The organism is Streptomyces sp. NPDC057428 (assembly GCF_042803195.1).
Taxonomy (GTDB): domain Bacteria; phylum Actinomycetota; class Actinomycetes; order Streptomycetales; family Streptomycetaceae; genus Streptomyces.
On sequence record NZ_JBHVCT010000024.1, the window covers coordinates 43,459 to 63,363 of the forward strand.

The 19,905-nt window shown below is 69.7% G+C and carries 14 protein-coding genes; 6 read left to right on the plus strand and 8 right to left on the minus strand.

Annotation, left to right across the window (positions count from 1 at the left end; translation table 11 throughout):
- Positions 1-393: 393 nt before the first annotated feature.
- Genes ACFU5K_RS12620 through ACFU5K_RS12630 form a run of 3 tightly spaced genes read right to left on the minus strand, consistent with a single transcriptional unit; the run spans position 394 to position 2,906 of the window.
- Positions 394-1,167, minus strand: coding sequence for a polysaccharide deacetylase family protein (locus ACFU5K_RS12620; RefSeq protein WP_384059804.1), 774 nt, complete (start codon positions 1,165-1,167; stop codon positions 394-396).
- Entirely contained in the window at positions 1,161-2,039 is an 879-nt protein-coding gene (locus tag ACFU5K_RS12625) for a DMT family transporter (protein WP_384059807.1), read from the minus strand. Before ACFU5K_RS12625 ends, ACFU5K_RS12620 begins: the two co-directional genes overlap by 7 nt.
- 42 nt (positions 2,040-2,081) lie before the next feature.
- Positions 2,082-2,906, minus strand: coding sequence for an SDR family NAD(P)-dependent oxidoreductase (locus tag ACFU5K_RS12630; protein ID WP_384059860.1), 825 nt, complete (start codon positions 2,904-2,906; stop codon positions 2,082-2,084).
- A gap of 182 nt (positions 2,907-3,088) precedes the next feature.
- Here ACFU5K_RS12630 and ACFU5K_RS12635 point away from each other — a divergent pair, with 182 nt between their 5' ends.
- Positions 3,089-4,282 carry a galactosyldiacylglycerol synthase gene (locus ACFU5K_RS12635; RefSeq protein ID WP_384059809.1) on the plus strand — a complete coding sequence of 398 codons (1,194 nt, stop codon included), beginning with the start codon at positions 3,089-3,091 and terminating at the stop codon, positions 4,280-4,282.
- A gap of 271 nt (positions 4,283-4,553) precedes the next feature.
- On the opposite strand, the gene ACFU5K_RS12640 is transcribed toward ACFU5K_RS12635, so the two are convergent.
- A complete protein-coding gene (locus ACFU5K_RS12640; RefSeq protein WP_384059811.1) occupies positions 4,554-6,410 on the minus strand; it encodes an NAD-binding lipoprotein in 1,857 nt (618 codons plus the stop codon).
- A gap of 422 nt (positions 6,411-6,832) precedes the next feature.
- Between ACFU5K_RS12640 and ACFU5K_RS12645 the strand changes: the two genes are divergently transcribed.
- The 3 genes from ACFU5K_RS12645 (at position 6,833) to ACFU5K_RS12655 (ending at position 10,482) form a co-directional block, all read left to right on the plus strand.
- Positions 6,833-8,086: a GAF domain-containing protein gene (locus ACFU5K_RS12645; RefSeq protein WP_384059813.1), complete on the plus strand. Its 1,254-nt coding sequence runs from the start codon at positions 6,833-6,835 to the stop codon at positions 8,084-8,086.
- 109 nt (positions 8,087-8,195) lie between these two features.
- Positions 8,196-9,719: an aldehyde dehydrogenase family protein gene (locus ACFU5K_RS12650; RefSeq protein ID WP_384059816.1), complete on the plus strand. Its 1,524-nt coding sequence runs from the start codon at positions 8,196-8,198 to the stop codon at positions 9,717-9,719.
- 61 nt (positions 9,720-9,780) lie between these two features.
- Complete coding sequence (locus ACFU5K_RS12655; protein ID WP_384059819.1) at positions 9,781-10,482, plus strand: IS701 family transposase; 702 nt, start codon at positions 9,781-9,783, stop codon at positions 10,480-10,482.
- A gap of 663 nt (positions 10,483-11,145) precedes the next feature.
- Here ACFU5K_RS12655 and ACFU5K_RS12660 read toward each other — a convergent pair.
- On the minus strand, positions 11,146-11,922 hold the full coding sequence (locus tag ACFU5K_RS12660) for a LuxR C-terminal-related transcriptional regulator (protein ID WP_384059822.1): 777 nt from the start codon (positions 11,920-11,922) through the stop codon (positions 11,146-11,148).
- A 512-nt stretch (positions 11,923-12,434) separates the two neighbouring features.
- Here ACFU5K_RS12660 and ACFU5K_RS12665 point away from each other — a divergent pair.
- Together ACFU5K_RS12665 and ACFU5K_RS12670 are read left to right on the plus strand one after the other, a co-directional pair.
- A complete protein-coding gene (locus ACFU5K_RS12665) occupies positions 12,435-12,632 on the plus strand; it encodes a hypothetical protein (RefSeq protein WP_266637713.1) in 198 nt (65 codons plus the stop codon).
- A 65-nt stretch (positions 12,633-12,697) separates the two neighbouring features.
- On the plus strand, positions 12,698-13,435 hold the full coding sequence (locus tag ACFU5K_RS12670) for a response regulator transcription factor (RefSeq protein WP_179857994.1): 738 nt from the start codon (positions 12,698-12,700) through the stop codon (positions 13,433-13,435).
- A 70-nt stretch (positions 13,436-13,505) separates the two neighbouring features.
- Here ACFU5K_RS12670 and ACFU5K_RS12675 read toward each other — a convergent pair whose 3' ends face one another.
- The 3 genes from ACFU5K_RS12675 to ACFU5K_RS12685 all read right to left on the minus strand — a co-directional run bounded on the left by ACFU5K_RS12675 (position 13,506) and on the right by ACFU5K_RS12685 (position 19,895).
- Positions 13,506-14,786 carry an MFS transporter gene (locus ACFU5K_RS12675; protein ID WP_384059825.1) on the minus strand — a complete coding sequence of 427 codons (1,281 nt, stop codon included), beginning with the start codon at positions 14,784-14,786 and terminating at the stop codon, positions 13,506-13,508.
- Positions 14,783-18,148, minus strand: coding sequence for an amino acid adenylation domain-containing protein (locus ACFU5K_RS12680; protein ID WP_384059828.1), 3,366 nt, complete (start codon positions 18,146-18,148; stop codon positions 14,783-14,785). Before ACFU5K_RS12680 ends, ACFU5K_RS12675 begins: the two co-directional genes overlap by 4 nt.
- Positions 18,149-18,218: 70 nt before the next feature.
- Positions 18,219-19,895: a PhpK family radical SAM P-methyltransferase gene (locus ACFU5K_RS12685; protein ID WP_266637722.1), complete on the minus strand. Its 1,677-nt coding sequence runs from the start codon at positions 19,893-19,895 to the stop codon at positions 18,219-18,221.
- Between the last annotated feature and the right edge of the window lie 10 nt (positions 19,896-19,905).

Here is a 19,905-nt window from a genome sequence, read left to right on the forward strand (position 1 = left end):
GCTTCTCCTTACCTCCGGTGGAGGCGAAGTCGTCGCGGATCACGGCTGAGGTGGACAAGAGCCCGTACGGCCGTCACCGGCCGTCGGCGGGCCCGGGAGGAGGTCCGGCCCCGTTACATCTCCCGCGGGGAACGGGCCTCATGGCGCCCAGGAGCGATAGATCGCCCTTGTCACGTTAAACCCGCTCAAGGCGGTGGGCAACAGCCGCCTGAAGGCTGATGGAGTCCGAGCGCCTGATCCTGACAGCCCCGTAGTCGTCCAGGTCTTCCACGCTCTGCGAGGGCGCACCGGCGGTTGACGGCTCCATGTGCCGTCCCCGTACCCCCGGCGTCTGCGGTGACTGTGCCCCGTCGGGTCTCCGAGGGCGCCGGAGACGTACTCGGTGGGCCTCGGTCATGCCCGCACCTGCGGCGCGTGCGCGTGCCCGATACCGTGCTCGCCCAGCGGGCCCGCGTTCAGACCGAGTCGACGGCACTCTGCCAGCAGGCCGGGGAGCGCGCCCAGCGTGGCTCGCCACGCACCCGGCGCGCTCCACCCGTCCGCGTCGTGCAGCAGTACGGTGCCACCGCCGGCCAGGTCAGCGAGGACCGAGGCCTCCACCGACCGGGCATCGGCGTCAGCCGTCCAGTCGCGGCCCCACGTCGACCACAGCACCGGTCGCAGCCCCGCTCGGCGGGCGGCGGCCAGCCGGCCGCCACTGAGGATCCCGTACGGCGGCCGGTACCACTGCGGGTCCGTCCCGCAGATACGCCGGACCGCATCGGCCGTTCGGGCGACCTCCTGTGCGTCGCGCAGAGGCGCCGGGAACCACGGACGGTCGTGGTTCCATCCGTGCACCGCGACCTCATGCCCCTCTGTCACCAGAGCCCGGCCGAGGGCGGGATGGCGCTCCAGGGATTCGCCGACGAGGAAGAAGGTCGCCCGAACGTCGTGGTCGGCGAGGACGCGCAGGAAGTGCGGGGTGCTGGCCGGATCGGGTCCGTCGTCGAAGGTCAGCGCCACATGGTCGGGACGGCCTCGGCCGTCCAGCCTGGGACTGAGCTTCCTGCGCACGGGGGGCAGCCAGGTGGCGGCAGGTCCGATGTGCCAGGCGGCGACAAGGCCCAGCGCGCACGCGGCCACGCCGGACGCACGGCCCGCCCTTCCTGTGGCACCACGTCTCACCATCGCTGTGACTCCTTCCCTGAGACCAATGGTGATCTGCTCAGACGTACGCACGCGAAAGCGACGAGCCCGAGCGAAGCCAGTTCCGGGAGCACCCGCCAGCCGAGGGCGATGCTCTCGCCGAACAGCGATACGCCCAGAATGACGCTCAGCAGCGAGTCGCCGAGTGTGAGCGCGGGCTGTGAAGCGGCTAGGGATCCGGCCCGCAGGGTTGCCTGGAGCATCAGGAAGGAGGCCAAGCCGACGGCTGCTGCCGTGTACAGCTGCCAGGCGGTGAACAGGTCCCCCGGCCCGTCGGGCACCAGGCCCAGCGCGTCCTTGATCAATGCCGCGGTGAATGAGAAGCCGATGGCCGTCACGGAGCCCAGCACCGCCGCCCGCGCGGAGCCCCGCAGCCTCCTTCCCACGACGATCAGCACGATCGACACCAGGAGGGCGGGCACGGCGCTGACCAGCCACCGCTTCGGCGGCACGGTTTCCATGCCGCCGCCGGGACTGGCGAGCAGGAGGAACACCGCCAGACCCAGGGCCATCGCCAGGAAAGCCGCCCAGGTCCCGGCTCCGGGCGGCCACCGGAACACGACGGCGGCCAGAACCAGCGTGAACAACAGCTCCGTCGTCATCACCGGCTGCACCACCGCCAGCGGGCCGGCCGCCAGGGCGAGGGCCTGCGCCGCCCCCGAGAGGGCGAGCAGCCCCGCCCCCCAGCGCCAGACCCGGAGACGGACGAAGCCGAACCGCCCGGCGAGGCGCCCGGTGAGGCGGCCGCCGACGGATGTGGACAGGTCGGTCGCCGCGGCACGGCGCTGCAGGACGGAGGCCGCGGCGTTTCCGAGAGCGGCCAGCAGTGCCAACACGACAGCGAGGATGATCACGTGTCACGATCCCGCGCCCTGGCCGGCCGGCCGGAGGTCCGTTCAGCCAAAGCGAGTGGCCAGCCTGCGAAAGAGGTTCGGTGCCATGGCCTGCACCCGGGCCGGCGCTCCCAGCCAGCGCGGCACCGTGATCTCGTCCCGCCCCCCGGCCAGTGCCTCCTCGACCGCTGCCGCGACCCGCCCGGCAGGCACGGGCCGTGGCCACGAACGCGTGTACGGGACCTCACGGCGGGCGAAGAAGGGTGTCGCCACGGGGCCGGGCTGCACCAGACACAGCTGGACCCCCGTGCCCTGGAGTTCGTAGCGCAGGCTCTCCGCGAAGGGGATCAGTGCCCCCTTCGTCGCCGCGTACGCCGCCTCGCCACGTACGCCGTACCGTCCTGCCACCGATCCCAGCAGGACGAGCCGGCCCGATCCACGGGCCACCATCTGCGGCAGGACGAGGCCGACGAGATGGAGCACGGCGCAGACATTGACGTTCACCAGGCGATTGATGGTGTCTGGTGTCATGTCCGTGTACGAGCCCGCCCAGCCGAGCCCCGCCGCGGCGACGAGTGCGTCGATTCTGCCGCTGTGCGCCAGCGCCGCCTCGGCCAGTCTCCGGCAGCCCTCCTGGGAGGCCAGGTCCATCGGCAGCGCGACTCCCGCGGTGCGCGTGGCGACGGCTCCGAGCCGGTCCTCGTCCCGCCCGTTGAGCAGCAGTTCCCACCTGTCGTCTGCCGAGAGCCGTGAAGCGACCTCTGCACCGATCCCGGACGAGGCACCGGTGATCAGCACGACATGCCGTCTATCGCGGGCAGGCTGCCCGGCCCTTAGCACCGCCTCGCCGGCCGCGGGGTTACTGCGAGGTGGGGGGCTCGCGCGCATGGGCTTTCCGTCCTCCGTCGCCGCCGACATGCGAGCTCCTCTTCCGAGCCCGCCGACACCGGACCGTTCTGACTCATCCTTCATGGAACCGGCCCACCGGCAAACGCAGGTGACCACTTCGGGCTAACGACTTGCCCTGCCCGGATGTGGCACACCAGCTGCGATGCGGGGAATATTCAGGAATGAGCAGGTTTCTGGTAGTCGGCGCCAGTATGGGTGCAGGACATGACACCGTCGCGTACGAACTGGGCGGACGGCTGCGCGCGGCGGGCCACCGAACCGCTCACTTGGACTACTTGGACCTGCTGCCGGCCGGCGCCGGTTCCGGCCTGCGAGCCGTCTACCGTACGGCCGTACGCCACTGTCCATGGGCCTACCAAGCGGTCTACTCGGCGTTCTTCCGTGAGGGCGGGGCACCGACCGGGCGGAGGGGCTGGGCGCCGGACACCGGGCCGTTGGCCGCAGCCCTGGAGTCCCGCCTGCTCAGCGTCGTCGACCGCTGGCGACCGGACGCCCTCGTCTCGACCTTTCACCAGGCCGCCCAGGTCACCGGGCGGCTGCGGGCCGCCCGTGGTGCGGACTGCCCGCCCAGCGCGGTCGTGGTCACCGACTTCGCCGTGCACCGGCAGTGGCTGCACCCGGGGAACGACCTGTATCTGTGTCTGACGGACGCCGCTGCGGCACGGGTCCGCGCAACGACCGGGCGTACGGCGGAGGTGTGCGGCCCGGTCGTCCCCGCGGCCTTCACCGCGGCCCGCCGGACGACCACGCCCTCCCGGTGGGCGGGCGAAGTGGAGCGGCGGGCTTCGGGCCGGCCGGTGGTGCTGGTGTCGGCCGGCGCCTGGGGGGTGGGGCAGGGGCTGACCGCCACCGCGCGCCTGCTCGCGGGCGCGGGCCATCTGCCGGTGCTGCTGTGCGGCAAGGACGACGGGCTGCGGGCCCGTGCGGCCGGGCTCCCGGGCGTCCTCGCGCTGGGCTGGGTCGACGACCTGCCCGACCTGATGGCGGCGTCGAGCGCCCTGGTCGACAACGCGGCGGGGCAGACGGCCGTGCAGGCACTGGCCGCGGGCGTGCCTGTCGTCGGATACCGGCCGATCCCCGGACACGGCGCCGAGGGCGTCAGGGCAATGGCAGCGGCGGGCATCACCGAACATGCCTGCGATGTGAACGCGCTGCTCAGCTCACTGAACCGCCTGGCGCATCCCGGCGCCGACCGGGACCGCCGGATCGCCGCCGGCCGAGCCGTCTTCACCGCGGACCCGGCCGCGCTCATGGCCCGCTGGGCGGACCCACGCACGCGTCGCGCGGCCGGCGCCGAAGGATCGGGCGAGATCCGGCAGGTCGCACGAGGACGGCGCAGGCCCGCAGGTGGATGAGGCCGGCCTCATGGCGACGGCGGACTCTGCGGGCGGACGCCCCCGCTCAGAGACCGATGACGACCAGCGCCATGTCGTCTGCGGCGCCTGCTGTGGTGTCCAGGCGGGTCAGCAGCGAATCGGCGAGCAGAGCGGGCCGAGGGTGCCGTCCAGCGGCAGTGCTCCGCTCGGGAGCCAGGCCGGCGTCGATGTCCCGAAGAGCGCCATACCGCCGAGCGGGCCCTGGTGCGGCGATGGTGCGGCCCCACCCCTGTGGCCGCGCCGTGGTGAGTCAGTGCCCGGTGATCACGATGACATCGTCATCGGCGCTCCAGCGACGAACAGCCGTCTTGAAGGGATTGACCTGTACCCGGTGGCCCGGCTGGGCAGACGCACGGTCGCGGGTCCGGAAACCGATGGCGCACTCCCCGCGCCGCGAAGCCGATTCGACGATCGTGGCGAATGAGGCGTGACCTCCCTCCCGGACGTAGTCGCCGGACGGTCTGAGATGGATCCCGCTGCCGCCGGGAGCGAGGAGGCTCTCGAATACGTCGGCAAGCAGCCAGTTCTGGGAGATCTGGGCCATCAGGAGGCCGATCAGCTTGCCGCTGACGACGAAGTCGGCACCCGGTCCGACCGGTGCGATCGACCTGTTGCGGTCGTCGGTCATCTCGGTGACCACGGAGACCGGCCGCCCCGAACCACCTTCAAGGGCGCGCAGGAGCAGCAGCGTGACCAGCGCCCGGTCGTCCGGCGAGCCGTTGCCCGCCGAGTGGTCGGGGCCCAGGACGATGACGCCGTCGTACTCGGCGGGGGTCAGGGCGTTCACCGTCCCGGGGAGGGTCGGATCCCCGCGGTGGAAGGTGACTTGCAGGCCGGTGGCATCGACGGCAGCGCTCCGTACCTCGCTGCCCGCCGACTCAGTGTCCTCGGTCACGACATGGAGAACGGTGCCCGCCGTCACGTGGCCGGAAAGGTGATCGACGATGCGCCGCGCCCTGCGATTCCATCCGAGCAGGAGCAGCCGCTCGGGCCGTGAAGGCGTGACCGGGCGTGAAACGATCAGTGACTCGTCGTAGGTCGCCGGAAGGCCGCCAGGTGCGGCGGCGGAGGCGTCCTGCGCGATGACGACGAGCTTGTCACCGAGGCGGACGACCGAGTCCCGCGTCGGATTCAGACGTACTGCTCCGTCCGCCCGCACCAGACCCACCACGCTGGCGGCCGGACAGGCCAGGAGTAACTGCCCGAAGGTGCGGTCGGCCCCCTCCGGGGCGTCGATGACGTAGAACTCGTCCCCCGCGAAGTCGAGCAGTTCCTGGTAGACGAGTGAGAGGCCGGGCTGTCGCACGCACTGCGACACCAGACGGGAGGTGATGTCGTCGACCTCGAGGACGACCGCGTTCCGGCCCGCGGCGAGGCGAGCGGCGAGCCGGTAGCGCTCGTCGCGGACCACCGCCACGATCCGCACGCTGCAGTCGTCGCCGACCAGTGCCCTGAGTGCCAGGAGGGTCCTCACGACTTCCGCGTCCTCGTCCGGTTCGTCGCGCGGAAGCACGAGCACGACGTCGGCCGTGCCCGGGCTGACCCGGGCGAGCGCCGCCTGGTCGGTGGCACGCCCGTTCCGGCAGATGATCCGTGTACGCCCGGTGTCACCGACCTTGGCTCTGAGCTCCTCCTCCATCTCGGTCTTGTCCATGTCGGCGAGCACCGCGATCGCTCTCTGCCGCCCGCTCCTGTCGGCGGCGACCAGCTCAATCGCCACCGTATGGATCTGTGCGGACCAGCCGAGCACCACGGTGTGTCCCTGCTCCAGCACCGTGGAGTGGCCCAGCCGCAGTGCGACGAGTTCCTCGGTGATCGCCGTGGTGATGAGACTGACGAGGGTGGAGACGTAGAAGAGGGCCACCAGAGCCAACAGGACCGACAGTGCGACGCGCAGGGGTGAACCGACCTCGCCGCCCAGCCGGAGCGTCTGCCCGACCGTCCGCCACACCGCCGCGACCTTGGCCCCCGGCGCATGGGGGGCACTGTCATCCGTCCAGACCAGGACGGAACTCACCGGCACGACGACGGCCAGACAGGCGACGGCGAGCCAGCCGATGAGAGCGGCCACACCACCGGTCAGGGTGTTGTCGAACCAATACCGCACGTGGTCGTTCCATGGGGCCCGGCGCGTGTCCTCGGCACTCAGGCGCACCGCAGCCGGCGGAACGCGCTTCGGCTGTCGCTGCCGTCCCACCCGGGCGCTGCCGACGTGGGGGCGCCGGTCCGTACCACCTCTTGTCCTCTGCACAGGAGCAGCGTGAGGAATCGCTGTCCCCGGCGCGTGGATATCGGGCCGGGGTTCATCCTTTCGGGATGCATTGCCGCAGGCACGTTCCAGCTGAGGAAGTACATCGGCACAACAGGGAATTGCCCACCGGGAAAACGGGTACGTCACCCCGCGGCGCAGCATCGACCGCTGTCCGGGGTTCCACGGCGCATTCACTGCGACTGCCCCGCGCCCGGTTCTTGTCGCGGACGCCCGCTGCCCCGACGATGGGGGCACGCCGCCACGGACGGGAGGGCGAGTTGAAGGACCCCTGGGTGGCTCTGCACGCCGACGCGGACCCTGGCATCCGGCTCGGTGAGCTACGCCGCGCACACGAGGTGTTCACCTCCGACGGACGGTTGGAGACACCGGTACGTTCCGTGGTGGGCCAGTCATGGCGACGGTCCGCCCGAGCTCGCGTCAGCCCGGACGGTTCGGCGCTCGTCGACATCCCCGCTGACGAGCTCGGGCCCTACCGGGACGCCCATCCCCTGGCACGCGTCATGCCGATGATCCGTGAACTCATGGGAGCGTACGCGATGGACGGCGAGCATCTCCTCGCGGTCTGCGACGCACGCGGCCTGCTGTTGTGGGTGGAAGGGCACGCACGGGCCCGCCGGCGTGCGGAGCGGATGAACTTCGTCGAGGGCGCCCGCTGGGCCGAGTCGGAGGCCGGGACGAACGCACCCGGTACGGCTCTCGCGGTCGACCGCCCGGTTCAGGTTTTCGCCGCCGAGCACTTTCTGCGGCCGGTCCAGCAGTGGACGTGCGCGGCCGCCCCGCTGCACGACCCGCGCACCGGCCGGGCACTCGGCGCCGTCGACATCACGGGTGGGAACGGACTCGCGCATCCGCACAGCCTGGCGTTCGTACAGGCTGTGGCCCGTGCTGCCGAGTCCCAGCTCGCCCTCGTCGCGCCGGAGCCCGCCGATGGGTCGGTGCGGCTCTCCGCGCTCGGGAGGGACGAGGCACTCCTCGTCCTGAACGGGCGCAGGATCCGGCTCAGCCGACGCCACAGCGAGATCGTGGTGACGCTGGCCCTGCACCCGGTGGGACTCGGTGGTGACGAGCTGCTGATCGAGCTGTACGAGCACGAGTCCGCGCCTCCGGTCACGATGCGGGCCGAACTCGCCCGGCTGCGAAGGCTTCTGGGACCAGACCTGTTGTGCTCGCGCCCGTACCGGTTGTGCGCTCCGGTGGATGCCGACTTCGACACCGTCGCGCGCAGGCTGGACTCGGGGGCGGTGGCGGCGGCTCTCGGTACGTACGAGGGACCCCTGCTGCCGCGTTCGCAGGCGCCGGCGGTTGTCCGGCTGCGACGCAGGATCGCCGACCAACTGCGTGATGCGCTGATTGCACGAGGCGATCCGGGCCTGCTCGCAGACTGGGCGTACAGCGCGTGGGGCGCCGAGGATCTCACCGTCTGGCAGGCCCTCGCCGCGACGGCGCCCCCGGAGCGGCGCGCGGCCCTGCTTGCGCGGGTCAGGAGGCTCGACGCGGAACAGCGCGGGTAGGCCCCCCACCGGGCCGGTCCGTGCAACGGCGTTGCAACGTCCCGCTGTCTAGCGTCACGGCCGAGGGCTGTCCAACGGCGGGCAGCACCGGATCCGGGAGGCCACAGAGATGACCCGTTACGCTGCGCCGGGCACCGAGGGTGCCATCGTCTCGTACGAGTCCCGCTACGACCACTGGATCGGCGGGGCATACGTCCCTCCGGTCCGTGGCCGGTACTTCGAGAACCCGAGCCCCGTCCACGGACGCCCCTTCACGGAGATCGCCCGTGGAACGGCCGAGGACGTCGAGCGCGCACTCGACGCCGCCCATGCGGCGGCCCCGGCCTGGGGAGCCGTTTGCGCGGGTGACCGTGCGACCGTGCTGAACCGGATAGCCGACCGCATGGAGGAGCACCTGGAAGAGCTGGCGGTCGCCGAGAGCTGGGAGAACGGCAAGCCGGTACGCGAGACTCTCGCGGCGGACATTCCGCTGGCCATCGACCACTTCCGGTACTTCGCCGGTGCGCTGCGCGCCCAGGAGGGCTCACTCAGCGAGATCGACGACGACACCGTCGCGTACCACTTCCACGAGCCGCTGGGTGTGGTCGGCCAGATCATCCCATGGAACTTCCCCATCCTGATGGCCACCTGGAAGCTCGCCCCCGCGCTGGCCGCCGGGAACGCGGTTGTCCTCAAGCCGGCCGAGCAGACCCCGGCCTCGATCCACGTGTGGATGGGCCTGATCGCCGATCTGCTTCCGCCCGGCGTCGTGAACATCGTCAACGGCTTCGGTGCGGAGGCGGGCAAGCCTCTCGCCTCCAGTCCACGGGTCGCGAAGATCGCCTTCACCGGCGAGACGACCACGGGGCGCCTGATCATGCAGTACGCCTCCGAGAACCTCAAGCCCGTCACGCTGGAGCTGGGCGGGAAGTCACCGAACCTCTTCTTCGACGACGTATGGGCGTTGGACGACGACTTCCGCGACAAGGCTCTTGAGGGGTTCACCATGTTCGCCCTGAACCAGGGCGAAGTGTGCACGTGTCCGTCGCGGGCTCTGATCCAGCGCGGGCACTACAGCGAGTTCCTGGAGGCGGCCATCGCCCGCACCGAACTGATCGTGCCGGGCCACCCGCTGGACACCGGCACGATGATCGGTGCGCAGGCATCCGACGAACAACTGAGGAAGATCCTCTCGTACCTTGAGATCGGGCAGCAGGAAGGTGCGAAGATCCTGACTGGAGGTCAGCGCGTGGAACACGGAGGCGAGTTGGAGGGCGGCTTCTACGTCCAGCCGACGATCTTGGAGGGCGACAACCGGATGCGGGTGTTCCAGGAGGAGATCTTCGGCCCCGTGGTCGCCGTCACGTCCTTCTCGGACTTCGACGACGCGATCACGACCGCCAACGACACGCCGTACGGGCTCGGAGCGGGCGTATGGACCCGGGACACCAACACCGCCTACCGGGCCGGCCGCGCTATCAAGGCGGGCAGAGTCTGGACCAACTGCTACCACGCCTACCCGGCTCACGCCGCCTTCGGTGGTTACAAGCAGTCGGGTATCGGCAGGGAGAACCACAAGATGATGCTGGAGCACTACCAGCAGACGAAGAACATTCTTTGTTCCTACAGCTCTCAGAAACTCGGCTTCTTCTAGTAGGGCTTTGTTAGGTACCCCGGTTGATCGTCGTCAGGTACGTTGTGATGTCCTGTCAGGTGTGACACCTGAGGAGATGGAAGAGGTCCGCCCGCGCCTGGAGGCGTTCGCGGTGGAGATGCTTGGTTCGCTGGCGCGTCGGGACCAGCGGGCCAAGGGCGAGCTGTATCTGCGTGGGCTGATGCTGGACGGTAAGCGCAAGTCGATGCAGCCGATGGCCGAGCGTCTGGGCGTGGACCATCAGCAGCTGCAGCAGTTCGTCTCGTCGTCCACGTGGGACTACGCCAAGGTCCGTGAGCGGATGGCTCGTTGGGCTGCCGCGCACATTTCTCCCGAGGCGTACGCGATCGACGACGTCGGCTTCCCCAAGGACGGCTATGACTCACCGGGGGTGGCGCGGATGTACTGCGGTGCGCTGGGCAAGCGCGGCAACTGCCAGGTCGGCGTCAGTGTGAACCTGGTGTCCGATCGCGCGTCATCGGCTGTCGACTGGCGCTTGTTCCTGCCCGAGAGCTGGGACGACGCCAAGCACGCCGAGGACCCGCTGATGGCGGAGGCGATCCGGCGCCGCCGCGCGAAGGCGGGAATCCCGGACACCGAGCGGCACCGGGAGAAGTGGCGCCTGGCGCTGGACATGCTCGACGAGGTACGCGACAACTGGGAGCTGCCCGGCCGGCCCCGGGCACCAGTGGGGTACGCGCGGCCGGCGCACCCAGGAACCTCCTGTACACGGCGTGAAGTTGGAGAGCATGGCCGTGGGTGAACGCGCGCAGAAAAGTGCCGAGCGTGGAGGGGGCACGGGTACCTGCGAACATGGCCGGCATCGCACCGTGCCGCAGGACGTCGAGGTCGTCGATGCTGTCTGCGCCTGCGGCCATGCCGCCCACGATGCTGGTGACCTTCGCGTCCGCCGCCGTACCCGCACCGTTCGTCGCCCCGATCAACTTGACCTTCTCCGTCACCAGTCGCGGCAAACCACACCGCTCGGCCAGCCGCATCACCGGGACAGCCCGGCCTGCGCGATCAGATTCGGGGCATCGAACGCAGCGGAGACCGCCGCCGGCGTACGGGAAACTTGCATCTCGGAAGTACCTTGCTGATTGTGCGTGCCAGAAGCGTGAAGAACTCCCATCATCGCAGGTCACAAGGCACTTCTTCATTTTCCCAAGCGTCGTCCACAGGCGTCGGGCGGTGGATCGAGGCTAAGCAGGCACGTTTCTTCTCTGGTGTCGAAGAGTTCGTCATCAGCGTTCCATTGATGCCGACTCAGCAGAATCGTGGTTGTCTCCGACCTTGTCCGTCCCTATTGTCCTTATCGATCCCGTCCGCGCCGGTGGGCGCCGGGACCGATAGACTGCGTTGAGGAAGGAGCGGTGTGGGCTTGGGCAGTTGAGGACCGCGGGATGCGCGGGGTGAGGCGTAGACGTCACAGCCAACGGTTCTGCGCCGCCTTCATTCCTGCTTCGAACCGACTCTGTGCGCCGAGGCGCTCCATGATGGCGGACATCTGCCGACGTACCGTGCGCAGTCCGATTCCCAGTCGTTTGGCAGCAACCTGGTCCGTCATGCCCTGGGCCAGCAGGGTCAGCAATTTGTGCTGGATCTCCGTCAGGCCGTGGTCCGGATGCGTGCTCTGACCTCTGCTGTACGGGACGGCGGCGATCCATGCCAGCTCGTACGTCGCGACCAGAGTGGCGACGATGCCGGGCTCGCGCGTGATGAGCGCGCCGACACGGGAGTTGTCCGGATCTATCGGCACGACCGCGACCTTCCGGTCGAAGATCAGCATGCGGGGCGGCAGCACGGTGGCGATGCGCACCTGTCCCCCCTGTTCGGCCAGCCACTCCGCGTAGGTACGCGTCGGCCCGTCGTGGCGCATGGTGTCCTGATACAGGTTGCGCAGGGTGATTCCTCGCCTCAGCGCTTCCTCGTCGAGAGGGCGGGAGGCGTTGAGGCTCGCCTGGGACTGGGCGCCGCCGGGGAGCACCGCGAGACACTCGTCCTCGACCTTTTGGGCGAGGATCTCAAGTTTCGTCTCGATGGCGTCGATGCCGATCAGTCGTTCCGTGCAGTCGTATACGAGGCTGAGGGGCGCCGGGGCTTCCACCACCGCCTCTCTCATGGCGGCCAACTCCTGCACCTGTCGAGTCAGTTCGACTTCCTGGTTGCGTATCAGCTTGGTGAGGGCGACCGGGACACTCACCGCGCGGACGCTCGCGGGATCTTCTCTTGACGGGCGGACGAGAGACAACTCGGCTAATTCTGCGAGTGCGGTGGATATTTCGTCTTCCTTGAGGCCGAGTGCTTCTTCGAGTTCTACGGACCGTGACTGCGGCCGGCCCGCCAGAGTCATGTATACGGCTTCTGCCGTCGAGCTGAGGCCCAGAACAGCTAGCATCGTCACCGCGCGTTTTCTCCTGTCTTCTTCCCTCCCCCGTCTCGCACGCAACGCGCTGATTGTGCCCCGGTCGGACTCGCTTCAACCACGCAAGAGTTGACCTGAAGTGGGCTGACCAGGGATGTGGCACCTAGGTGCCTCGGCACGGAGGTGCCACCAGGTGGGTATTCCATCGGCACTGGCCCGTCGGCAAGACTGCTGATCGCCGGCGACCGCCGCACCAGACGGATTGATCCCTGACTCACCGTAAGTAAGGGATCGTCCTTCTCGGGATTTATCTGGATCCCATGCCGCATCGTGAATGAGGAGTACTTCCCATGTCCAAGATCGCGGGCCTCGTGGCCGCTGCCATCCTCGCCGTCGCTTCCCTCTCCGCCGTCGAAAAGGCGGCCTCCGTCGCCCTGTTGGGAGACGGCATCGGCTGGGACTCCGTGGGGCCGGTCTCGGCCCTGCACGACTCCGGTCGGGCCGCGCAGTCCGCTCCGACCCCGGATAACGTTGTCGAATCGCTCTGACCTGGAACTCTGCTCGCCCCGAGCGCGACGTGACCGCTGCCATGAGTCCCAAGGAGCCCACCACCGTGACCTCGACGGAGGGTCAGACCGCACCTCCACGCGCCGACTTCGCGCCCCGCGCGACGGACCAGCCCGTCCGCCTGGTCATCCTGGACGAAGACCCGATTCTGCGGGCCGGTATCCGGGCGATCCTCGACTCCTACGCGCAGATCGAGATCGTTGCCGATTTCGGTTCGGCGAGACTGGCATCCAGCCGTGCCCTGCAGACACGGACCGATGTGCTGCTCGTCGGTGGCGACTATCTCAAGGACAGGGCAGGAACGGCGCTGCACGATCAGGTCACGACCGGTCGGAGACCGGCCGTGGTGACCTTGATGCAGCCGGACGACGCCGTCACGCTGCGCAAGGCGGTGAAGTACGCGGTCCGCGGCTTCGTGGACCGCAACACCAGCCAGCATGATCTCGGCACCGCCGTGCTGGAGGCACACGGCGGACGCACCTATCTGTCCGCCTCCATCGCCGAGGTCCTGGTGGCCTGGATGGCGGACGGCATCCGGCGCGAGCACCTGTCGCTGCCCCAGGTCGAGGATGTGCTGACCGAGCGGGAGCTGGAGGTGCTGGAAGCCCTGGGTCACGGCATCACCAATACCGCCATCGCCCATCGGCTGCATGTCCAGGAGGCCACGGTCCGCAGCCACGTTTACCACATCCTCACCAAGCTCAACCTGCGCACCCGTACCGAGGCGGTACTGCTGGGCCACAGCTACGCGAACAGGCGTCCGGCCCTGCGGCCGCCGAGCTGAACATGCACGGCGATGACGAACCGGTGGTCCGTCCCCTGGGGACGGGCCACCGGTTCGTTCAGCAGGAGAGCTAGCGTGCGGCGGCGGCCACGGCGGCCCCGGCCCGAGCGGGCCGCAGCACGACGGCGGCGGCCAGCGCCACGACCGCGGTCGCCGGGCCGAGCAGCAGCATGTGATGGACGCTGACACCGGCGAGGAGCACACCGGCGAACGCGTATCCGATGCTCTGCGTGGCGACGAGCACGGTGAAGGCCTCCGACATCCGGGACTGCGGGACCAGGTACCCGGGTGCCTCCGTCATCACCGAGTTCAGCGGAGCGGCGCACAGACCGAGGAGTGCGAAGCCCGCGACCAGTCCCCACCAGCCCGAGACGGTGGCGATGACCAGTGTGGCCGCCGTCATCGTGAGCAGCAGGACGACGGCACGCACCGTGAACCCGACGCCGATCCGGGTCGCGTACCAGGCGTAGACGAGCCCGGCCAGCGCGCTGGCCCCGCCGAGCACCGCCGTGAGGACGGCAGCCTCGGAGGCGCCGCCGCCGTCGAGGGTCACCCGGGGCAGCGCGCCCACTTCGGCGGTGCCCAGGAAGTGTCCGAAGGCCATGGTCACCAGCGCCCAGAACAGGAAGGCCGGGTTGCGCCAGACGCCGACCGAGTCCGGGAGGCCGGGTGCGATTCCGTCGTCCTTCTTCTCCGGCTTGCCGGTGGCCTCGTTCGCCTCCTGGAGAACGGCCGCGCCAGACCGCTTCGGCCACAGCAGCAGCGCGTCGGCCAGCATGGCGGCACCCATGACGGCCAGCGCGTACGCGGGACCGAAGAGGGCGCAGACGAAGACCACGAAGGGTGCTCCGACGACGATGAGTTCGACGAGAACCGCGTCGAGCGACAACGCGGAGCCGATAAGTCGCTGCGGCACCGTGGTGCGCAGCAGGGTCCTGATGGCGCCGCCGACCCCGAAGGTGCCCATGTTGCCGATGAGGGACAGGACGAACAGGGTCCACAGCGGGGCGTGCAAGGCGAAGCCGCCGGCCACTCCGAGCCGCCCGACGCCACCCGCGGCCAGGACCCGCGGAGTCCACCGTTCGCGGCCCAGCCGCTCCAGCAGCCGGCTGAACAGCGGCGCGATCAGGATGCACGGCACCGTCGTGAAGCCGACCAGCATGCCGCCCACGGCCGGGCTGCCGGTGTAGTGGGTGCTGGCCAGGACCAGGGCGAACGGCGCCATGATGGGAGGGAGCCGGTACAGCATGGTGGCGGCCACCCACCGCCAGTACGCCGCGTTCCTGATCAGTTCGGCCAGGGGCCGGTCCGGAGCCGGCCGTTCCGGCGCGTCGGTTGCGTCGGTCGTCATTGATTCTCCACGGTGTTGCTGAGAGGGGTGCGTCGGCCGCCGGTGTACGCGGCGTCCATTCCGGCCGAGACGGGCTGGTCCGGGTCGGTGGTGTACTGGGTGAGCAGCCGTTCGTATGCTGAGGCGAGGTCGCGCGCCGTGGCCTCGTCGAACAGGCTCGTGCGGTAGGTCAGGCCCACTTCCAGCCGGTCGCCGTGGTCCTCGACCACGCAGACCAGTTCGAACTTCGCGTATCCGGTCGGCAGGATGACGTTCTGGTCGAGCGTCAGTCCGGAGAAGGAGCGCTCCAGCGCCTTCGCGTCCTCCAGCGCGAGCAGCACCTGGAAGTACGGACTACGGCCGGGGTGCCGGCGCGGACCCAGCTTCTCCACCAACTGGTCGAACGGCAGCGCCTGGTGTGCGTAGGCGCCGAGACAGTTGTCGCGCACCGTGGCCAGAAGGTCGCGGAAGCGGACGCCCGTGGGCACCTGCTGGCGCAGGACGACGGTGTTGCTGACGCAGCCGATCAGCCGGTCGGTGAGCGGACCGCCCCGGTTGGCGACCGGCGTGCCCACACATAGGTCGTCGCTGCCCGAGCGGGCGTGCAGCAGGGAGTAGAAGCAGGTGAGCAGCACCATGAACGGGGTGACGCCCTCGCGCCTGGCCAGCGTGTGGACGGCTTCCCGCAGGGCGGCGGGCAGGTCCACCGCCAGACGCCGGCCGCGGTAGTCGGCGGTCTCCGGTACGGGACGGTCGAAGCCGAGGTCCAGCGGCTCGGGCTCCGGATCGGCGAGCCGGCCGCGCCAGTAGTCGACCAGCCGGTCGAGGTTCTCTCCCCGCAGGTGGTTGCGCTGCCACAGGGCGTAGTTGCCGTACTGGAGCGAGGGCGCCGGCAGGTCCGGGTCGCGGTCGGTGCGGAAGGCCGCGTAGCAGGCGGCGAGTTCGTCCATGAAGACGTCCACGGACACGAAGTCGACGATGAGGTGGTGCGCGGTGAACACGGCGATGTGCTCGGTCGGTGACAGGGACAGGACGAGGACGCGCAGCAGCGGGGGCTCGGCCGGGTCGATCGGATCACGTATCTCCGCTTCGCGCAGTGCCGGCACGTCGTGCGGTCGGGTCGACACGTCGACGTACCGTACGGGGATGTCCGTGTCCGGGGCGACGAACTGGACCGGGCTGCCGCCGAGAAGACCGAAGGAGGTGCGCAGCGACTCGTGTCGTCGGGCGATCTCCTCGATGGCGCGGTCGAACGCGCCGCGGTCCAGCGGTCCGGTCAGCCGGCACTGCCAGGCCTCGTTGTACAGCGGGATGTCCCGGGCGAGTTGGCTGAGCATGTACAGGCCCTGCTGGGCCGGTGAGATCGGTGCGGCGCGACGGCCGTCGGCGTACCGGGCGAGGGAGGCCTCGACGGCGGCGCGTTTGCGGGCCCATTGGGCCATCTCGCGGATCTCGACCTCTTTGGCCACCTGCGCGGCCTGCGGGGTCGGTTGCCCGTCCGGTCGTCTGCCGTCGATGAGTGCGGCGAGCTGGGCGACGGTCCGGGACGCCAGCAGGTCGTTGGGCAGGATGTCGATGCCGAGTTCGCGGTGCAGCCGTGCCGCGATCTTCACCGCCTGCAGCGAGTTGCCACCGAGGGCGAGGAACTCGTCGTCCGCGGCGACGTGGTCGAGCTTGAGCACCGACCGCCAGATCGCGGCCAGGTCCGCCTCCGTGCCCGGCCTGGGCCGCCGGCCGGCCGCGGCGCCGTCCGACCCGCCCGGTGCCGTGGACGACAGCGCCGCGAAGTCGACCTTGCCGTGCGCGGTGAGCGGAATCGCGTCCAGGACGGTGACGGTGGCCGGCACCATGTAGGCCGGGAGCAACCCGGCGAGGTAGTCGTGCAGTTGCGCGGCGCGCGGGTCGTCCGGCTGGGCCGGGAGCTCTCCGGGGGCCGGTGTGACGTGGGCCAGCAGGACGGCGCTCTCGCTGCCGTCCTCCCGCCGTTCCACGGTGACCAGGGCCTGTCGTACGGCGGGATGCTGCTGAAGTACCGCCTCGATCTCGCCGGGCTCGACCCGGAACCCGCGGATCTTCACCTGGTTGTCCGTGCGGCCCAGGAACTCCAGCTGGCCGTCCGGGAGCAGCCGCGCCAGGTCGCCGGTGCGGTACATCCGGGTGCCGGCGGGTCCGTACGGGTCGGGCAGGAAGCGAGCCGCGGTCTCGCCCGGCGCCCGGTGGTAGCCGCAGGCCAGGGCTCGGCCCGCGACGAACACCTCGCCGGCGTCGCCCCTGGCCACGGGAAGCAGGTCGCCGTCCAGGAGCCGTACGTCCGTGTTGTCGATGGCGGTGCCGATCGGCAGCAGTCCGTCCGCGCGAGGCGCGGTGCGGCCCGAGTGGTGGTAGGTGGCGGTGGCGGTCGACTCGGTGGGGCCGTAGACGTGGATCAGCGGGATCCCTGACTCGCGCCAGGCCAGCACCCGGTCGGGGCGCACCCGGTCGCCGCCCATCACCACCCATCGGACCGTGTCGGGCAGGCGCCGGCCGGACTCGGCCAGTTCGTCGGCCAGTTGGTGCCAGTAGGCGGTGGTGATCTCGAAGCCGGTGACCTCGTACCGCTCCAGGATCCGCAGGAAGTGGCGGACGGTCGGCAGCGCCCGCTGATAGCCGGCCATGAGCAGCGTCGCACCGCTGAGCAGGGCGGGGAAGATCTCCTCCAGGGCGGCGGAGAAGCTGACGGAGGCGAGCTGGAGGAACCGCTGACCGGGCCCGAGACCGAAGGTGCCGGCCGCAGCCTGCGCGAGGTTGGTGAGACCGCGGTGGGTGATCAGCACACCCTTGGGCACGCCGGTGGAGCCGGAGGTGTAGATGACGCAGGCCGTGCTGTCCGGGCCCACCTCCACCCGCGGGGGCGGCGCGGGCTCACCGGCGAGCTCCGTGAATCCGGCGTCCAGCAGCAGGAGTTCGGCGTCGCCGTGCGGGAGCCGTGCCGCCGTCTCCGGTTGCGCGACGACCACGGCGGCGCCGGAGTGCTCCAGCAGGTGGCTCAGCCGGGCGGCCGGGTAGTCGGGGTCGAGCGGCACGAAGGCCGCGCCCGCCTTCATGATGCCGAGCATGGCCACCGCGAGCCCCACGGACGGCTCGACGCAGATGCCCACCCGGGACTCGATGCCGACGCCCAGAGCGGTCAGCCGGTGCGCTAACCGGTCGGCGAGCGCGTCGAGTTCGGCGAACGTGAGCCGCTCGGTGTCGGCCCAGGCGGTGTCGGGACCCGCCACCGAGGCGACGGCGGTCGTGCCGGGATGCTCCCGGGCACGCCGGGCGAAGACGTCGTGCACGCCGGCGGTGTCGCACGACGTTCCCGGGGACAGTCCCGGGTTGAGTAGGTCTTGGGGCGCGATCATGCGGTTCCATCCTCGTGGTCTGGCGCTGCGGAAAGGCGGGAAAGGGGCACTGCGCGCGCGGTCGCGTCGCTCAGGCCGCCACGGCGGGCACGGCCTCCCGGCCCGCCGGCGGACGGTACTTTCCGGTGATACGCGGCGCGTTGTCGAAGACGTGGTACATCCGGTCGACGATCTCCGGTGCCGGACCGGCGCCCGGGCGGTCGTTGTAGTCCATGATCTGCCGGGCCAGCCGGTGGAACTCGACGATGTCCGGCATGTCGAGGCCCTTGCCCATGAGGTAGGGAAGCGCCCAGAAGTCGAAGTTGTATCCCGGCATCCACAGTGAGTTGGTCACCTGGTCGAACAGGGCGTGGCAGGCGTCCACCGCACCGTTGATGTCCATGGTGTTGTGCCGCCAGCTGTACTCCCGTCCGGTGAGCCCGAACTCGGCCGCCTGCTTCTGCACCGGCGCGCGGTGGTTGTACCACCAGGGTTCGGTGCGCCAGAAGGTCGGCCCGACCTCGTTGATGAAGTCGATGGTGTTCTGGACGGTCTTCTCGGTCTCGCCGGGGAACCCGGAGATGAACGAGGCGAAGGTGTCGATGCCCCGCGCGTGCAGGCGCTCGATGCCGACCCGGTAGCGGTCGAGCGTGGCCACCTTCGACATGTTGCGCAGGATCCCGTCGTCACCGGCCTCGATGCCGAGGAAGACCGCGCGGCACTTGCTCTCCGCCATCAGGTTGTAGGTCTCCTCGTCGCGGGCCGTGCCCGCGCGGAAGAAGGAGTACCACTGGAATCCGAAGTCGTTGCGCGCCATCATCCGGCACAGCTCCTTGAACCGGGGTCCGGGCACGTTGAAGGTGTCGTCGATGAACACCATCTGCTTGACGCCCATCCGGTCGAGCTGTCGCAGTTCCCGTTCCACGGTCTCCACGCTGGCCAGCGTCAACGCGCCGGCACGTATCGGGTAGTCGCAGAAGCTGCACTTGAAGGCGCAGCTGCGTGCGGTGCGGGTGTGCACGGTCGGGCCGAGGCTGTCGCCGAACGTGGACCAGTCGATGGCGCACTCGTCCAGCACGTTGGCCTCGGCCTTGATCCGGGTGAGTTTGAAGTCACCGGCACCGGTGGGCAGCAACAGGTTCGGTACGTCCTTCAGGTCGCTGCCTTCGCGCAGCGCCGCGGCGACCTGGGTGAGGGTCCACTCTCCTTGGGACTCGTTGATGTAGACGTCGGCGTCCATCCACGTCAGGACCTCGGAGAGTTCGTCCTTCTCCAGGTCTTTGAGCAGGTTGCCGACCAGCGGGCCGCCCACCACGATCGTCGTCCCGGGCAGCACCTCACGGATGAAGCGAGTGATCTCCACGACCGGGTTCGGGATGATGTAGTACGTCGTGGTGATCGCCACGACGCGGGGGCGCCGGGTCTGGAGGATGTCGCGGATACGGTCCTGCTCGCAGCCGAAGAGACTGGTGCACTCCGCGGAGAAACCGTGCCTGAGCAGGTAGTTGGCCAGGTAGTGGGCGGCGAGGTTGGGGGTCTCGCCGCCGTGGATGTAGACGTTCTCGTCCATCTTTCCGGCACGGTGCAGGACTTTGTTCATCACGTCCATGTACGGCAGCCGTTCGCCGTCGAACAGGAGGTGGTCGCGCATGAACATCAGGCGCTCGGGATCCCGCGCGCCGCGGTTGCTGACCCGGTTCCACTGCTGCGAGAACGGTACGTCGTTGTAGCCGATGATCAGGCAGTCCAGGTCTGAAGTGGGGGCCATGACTGAGCTC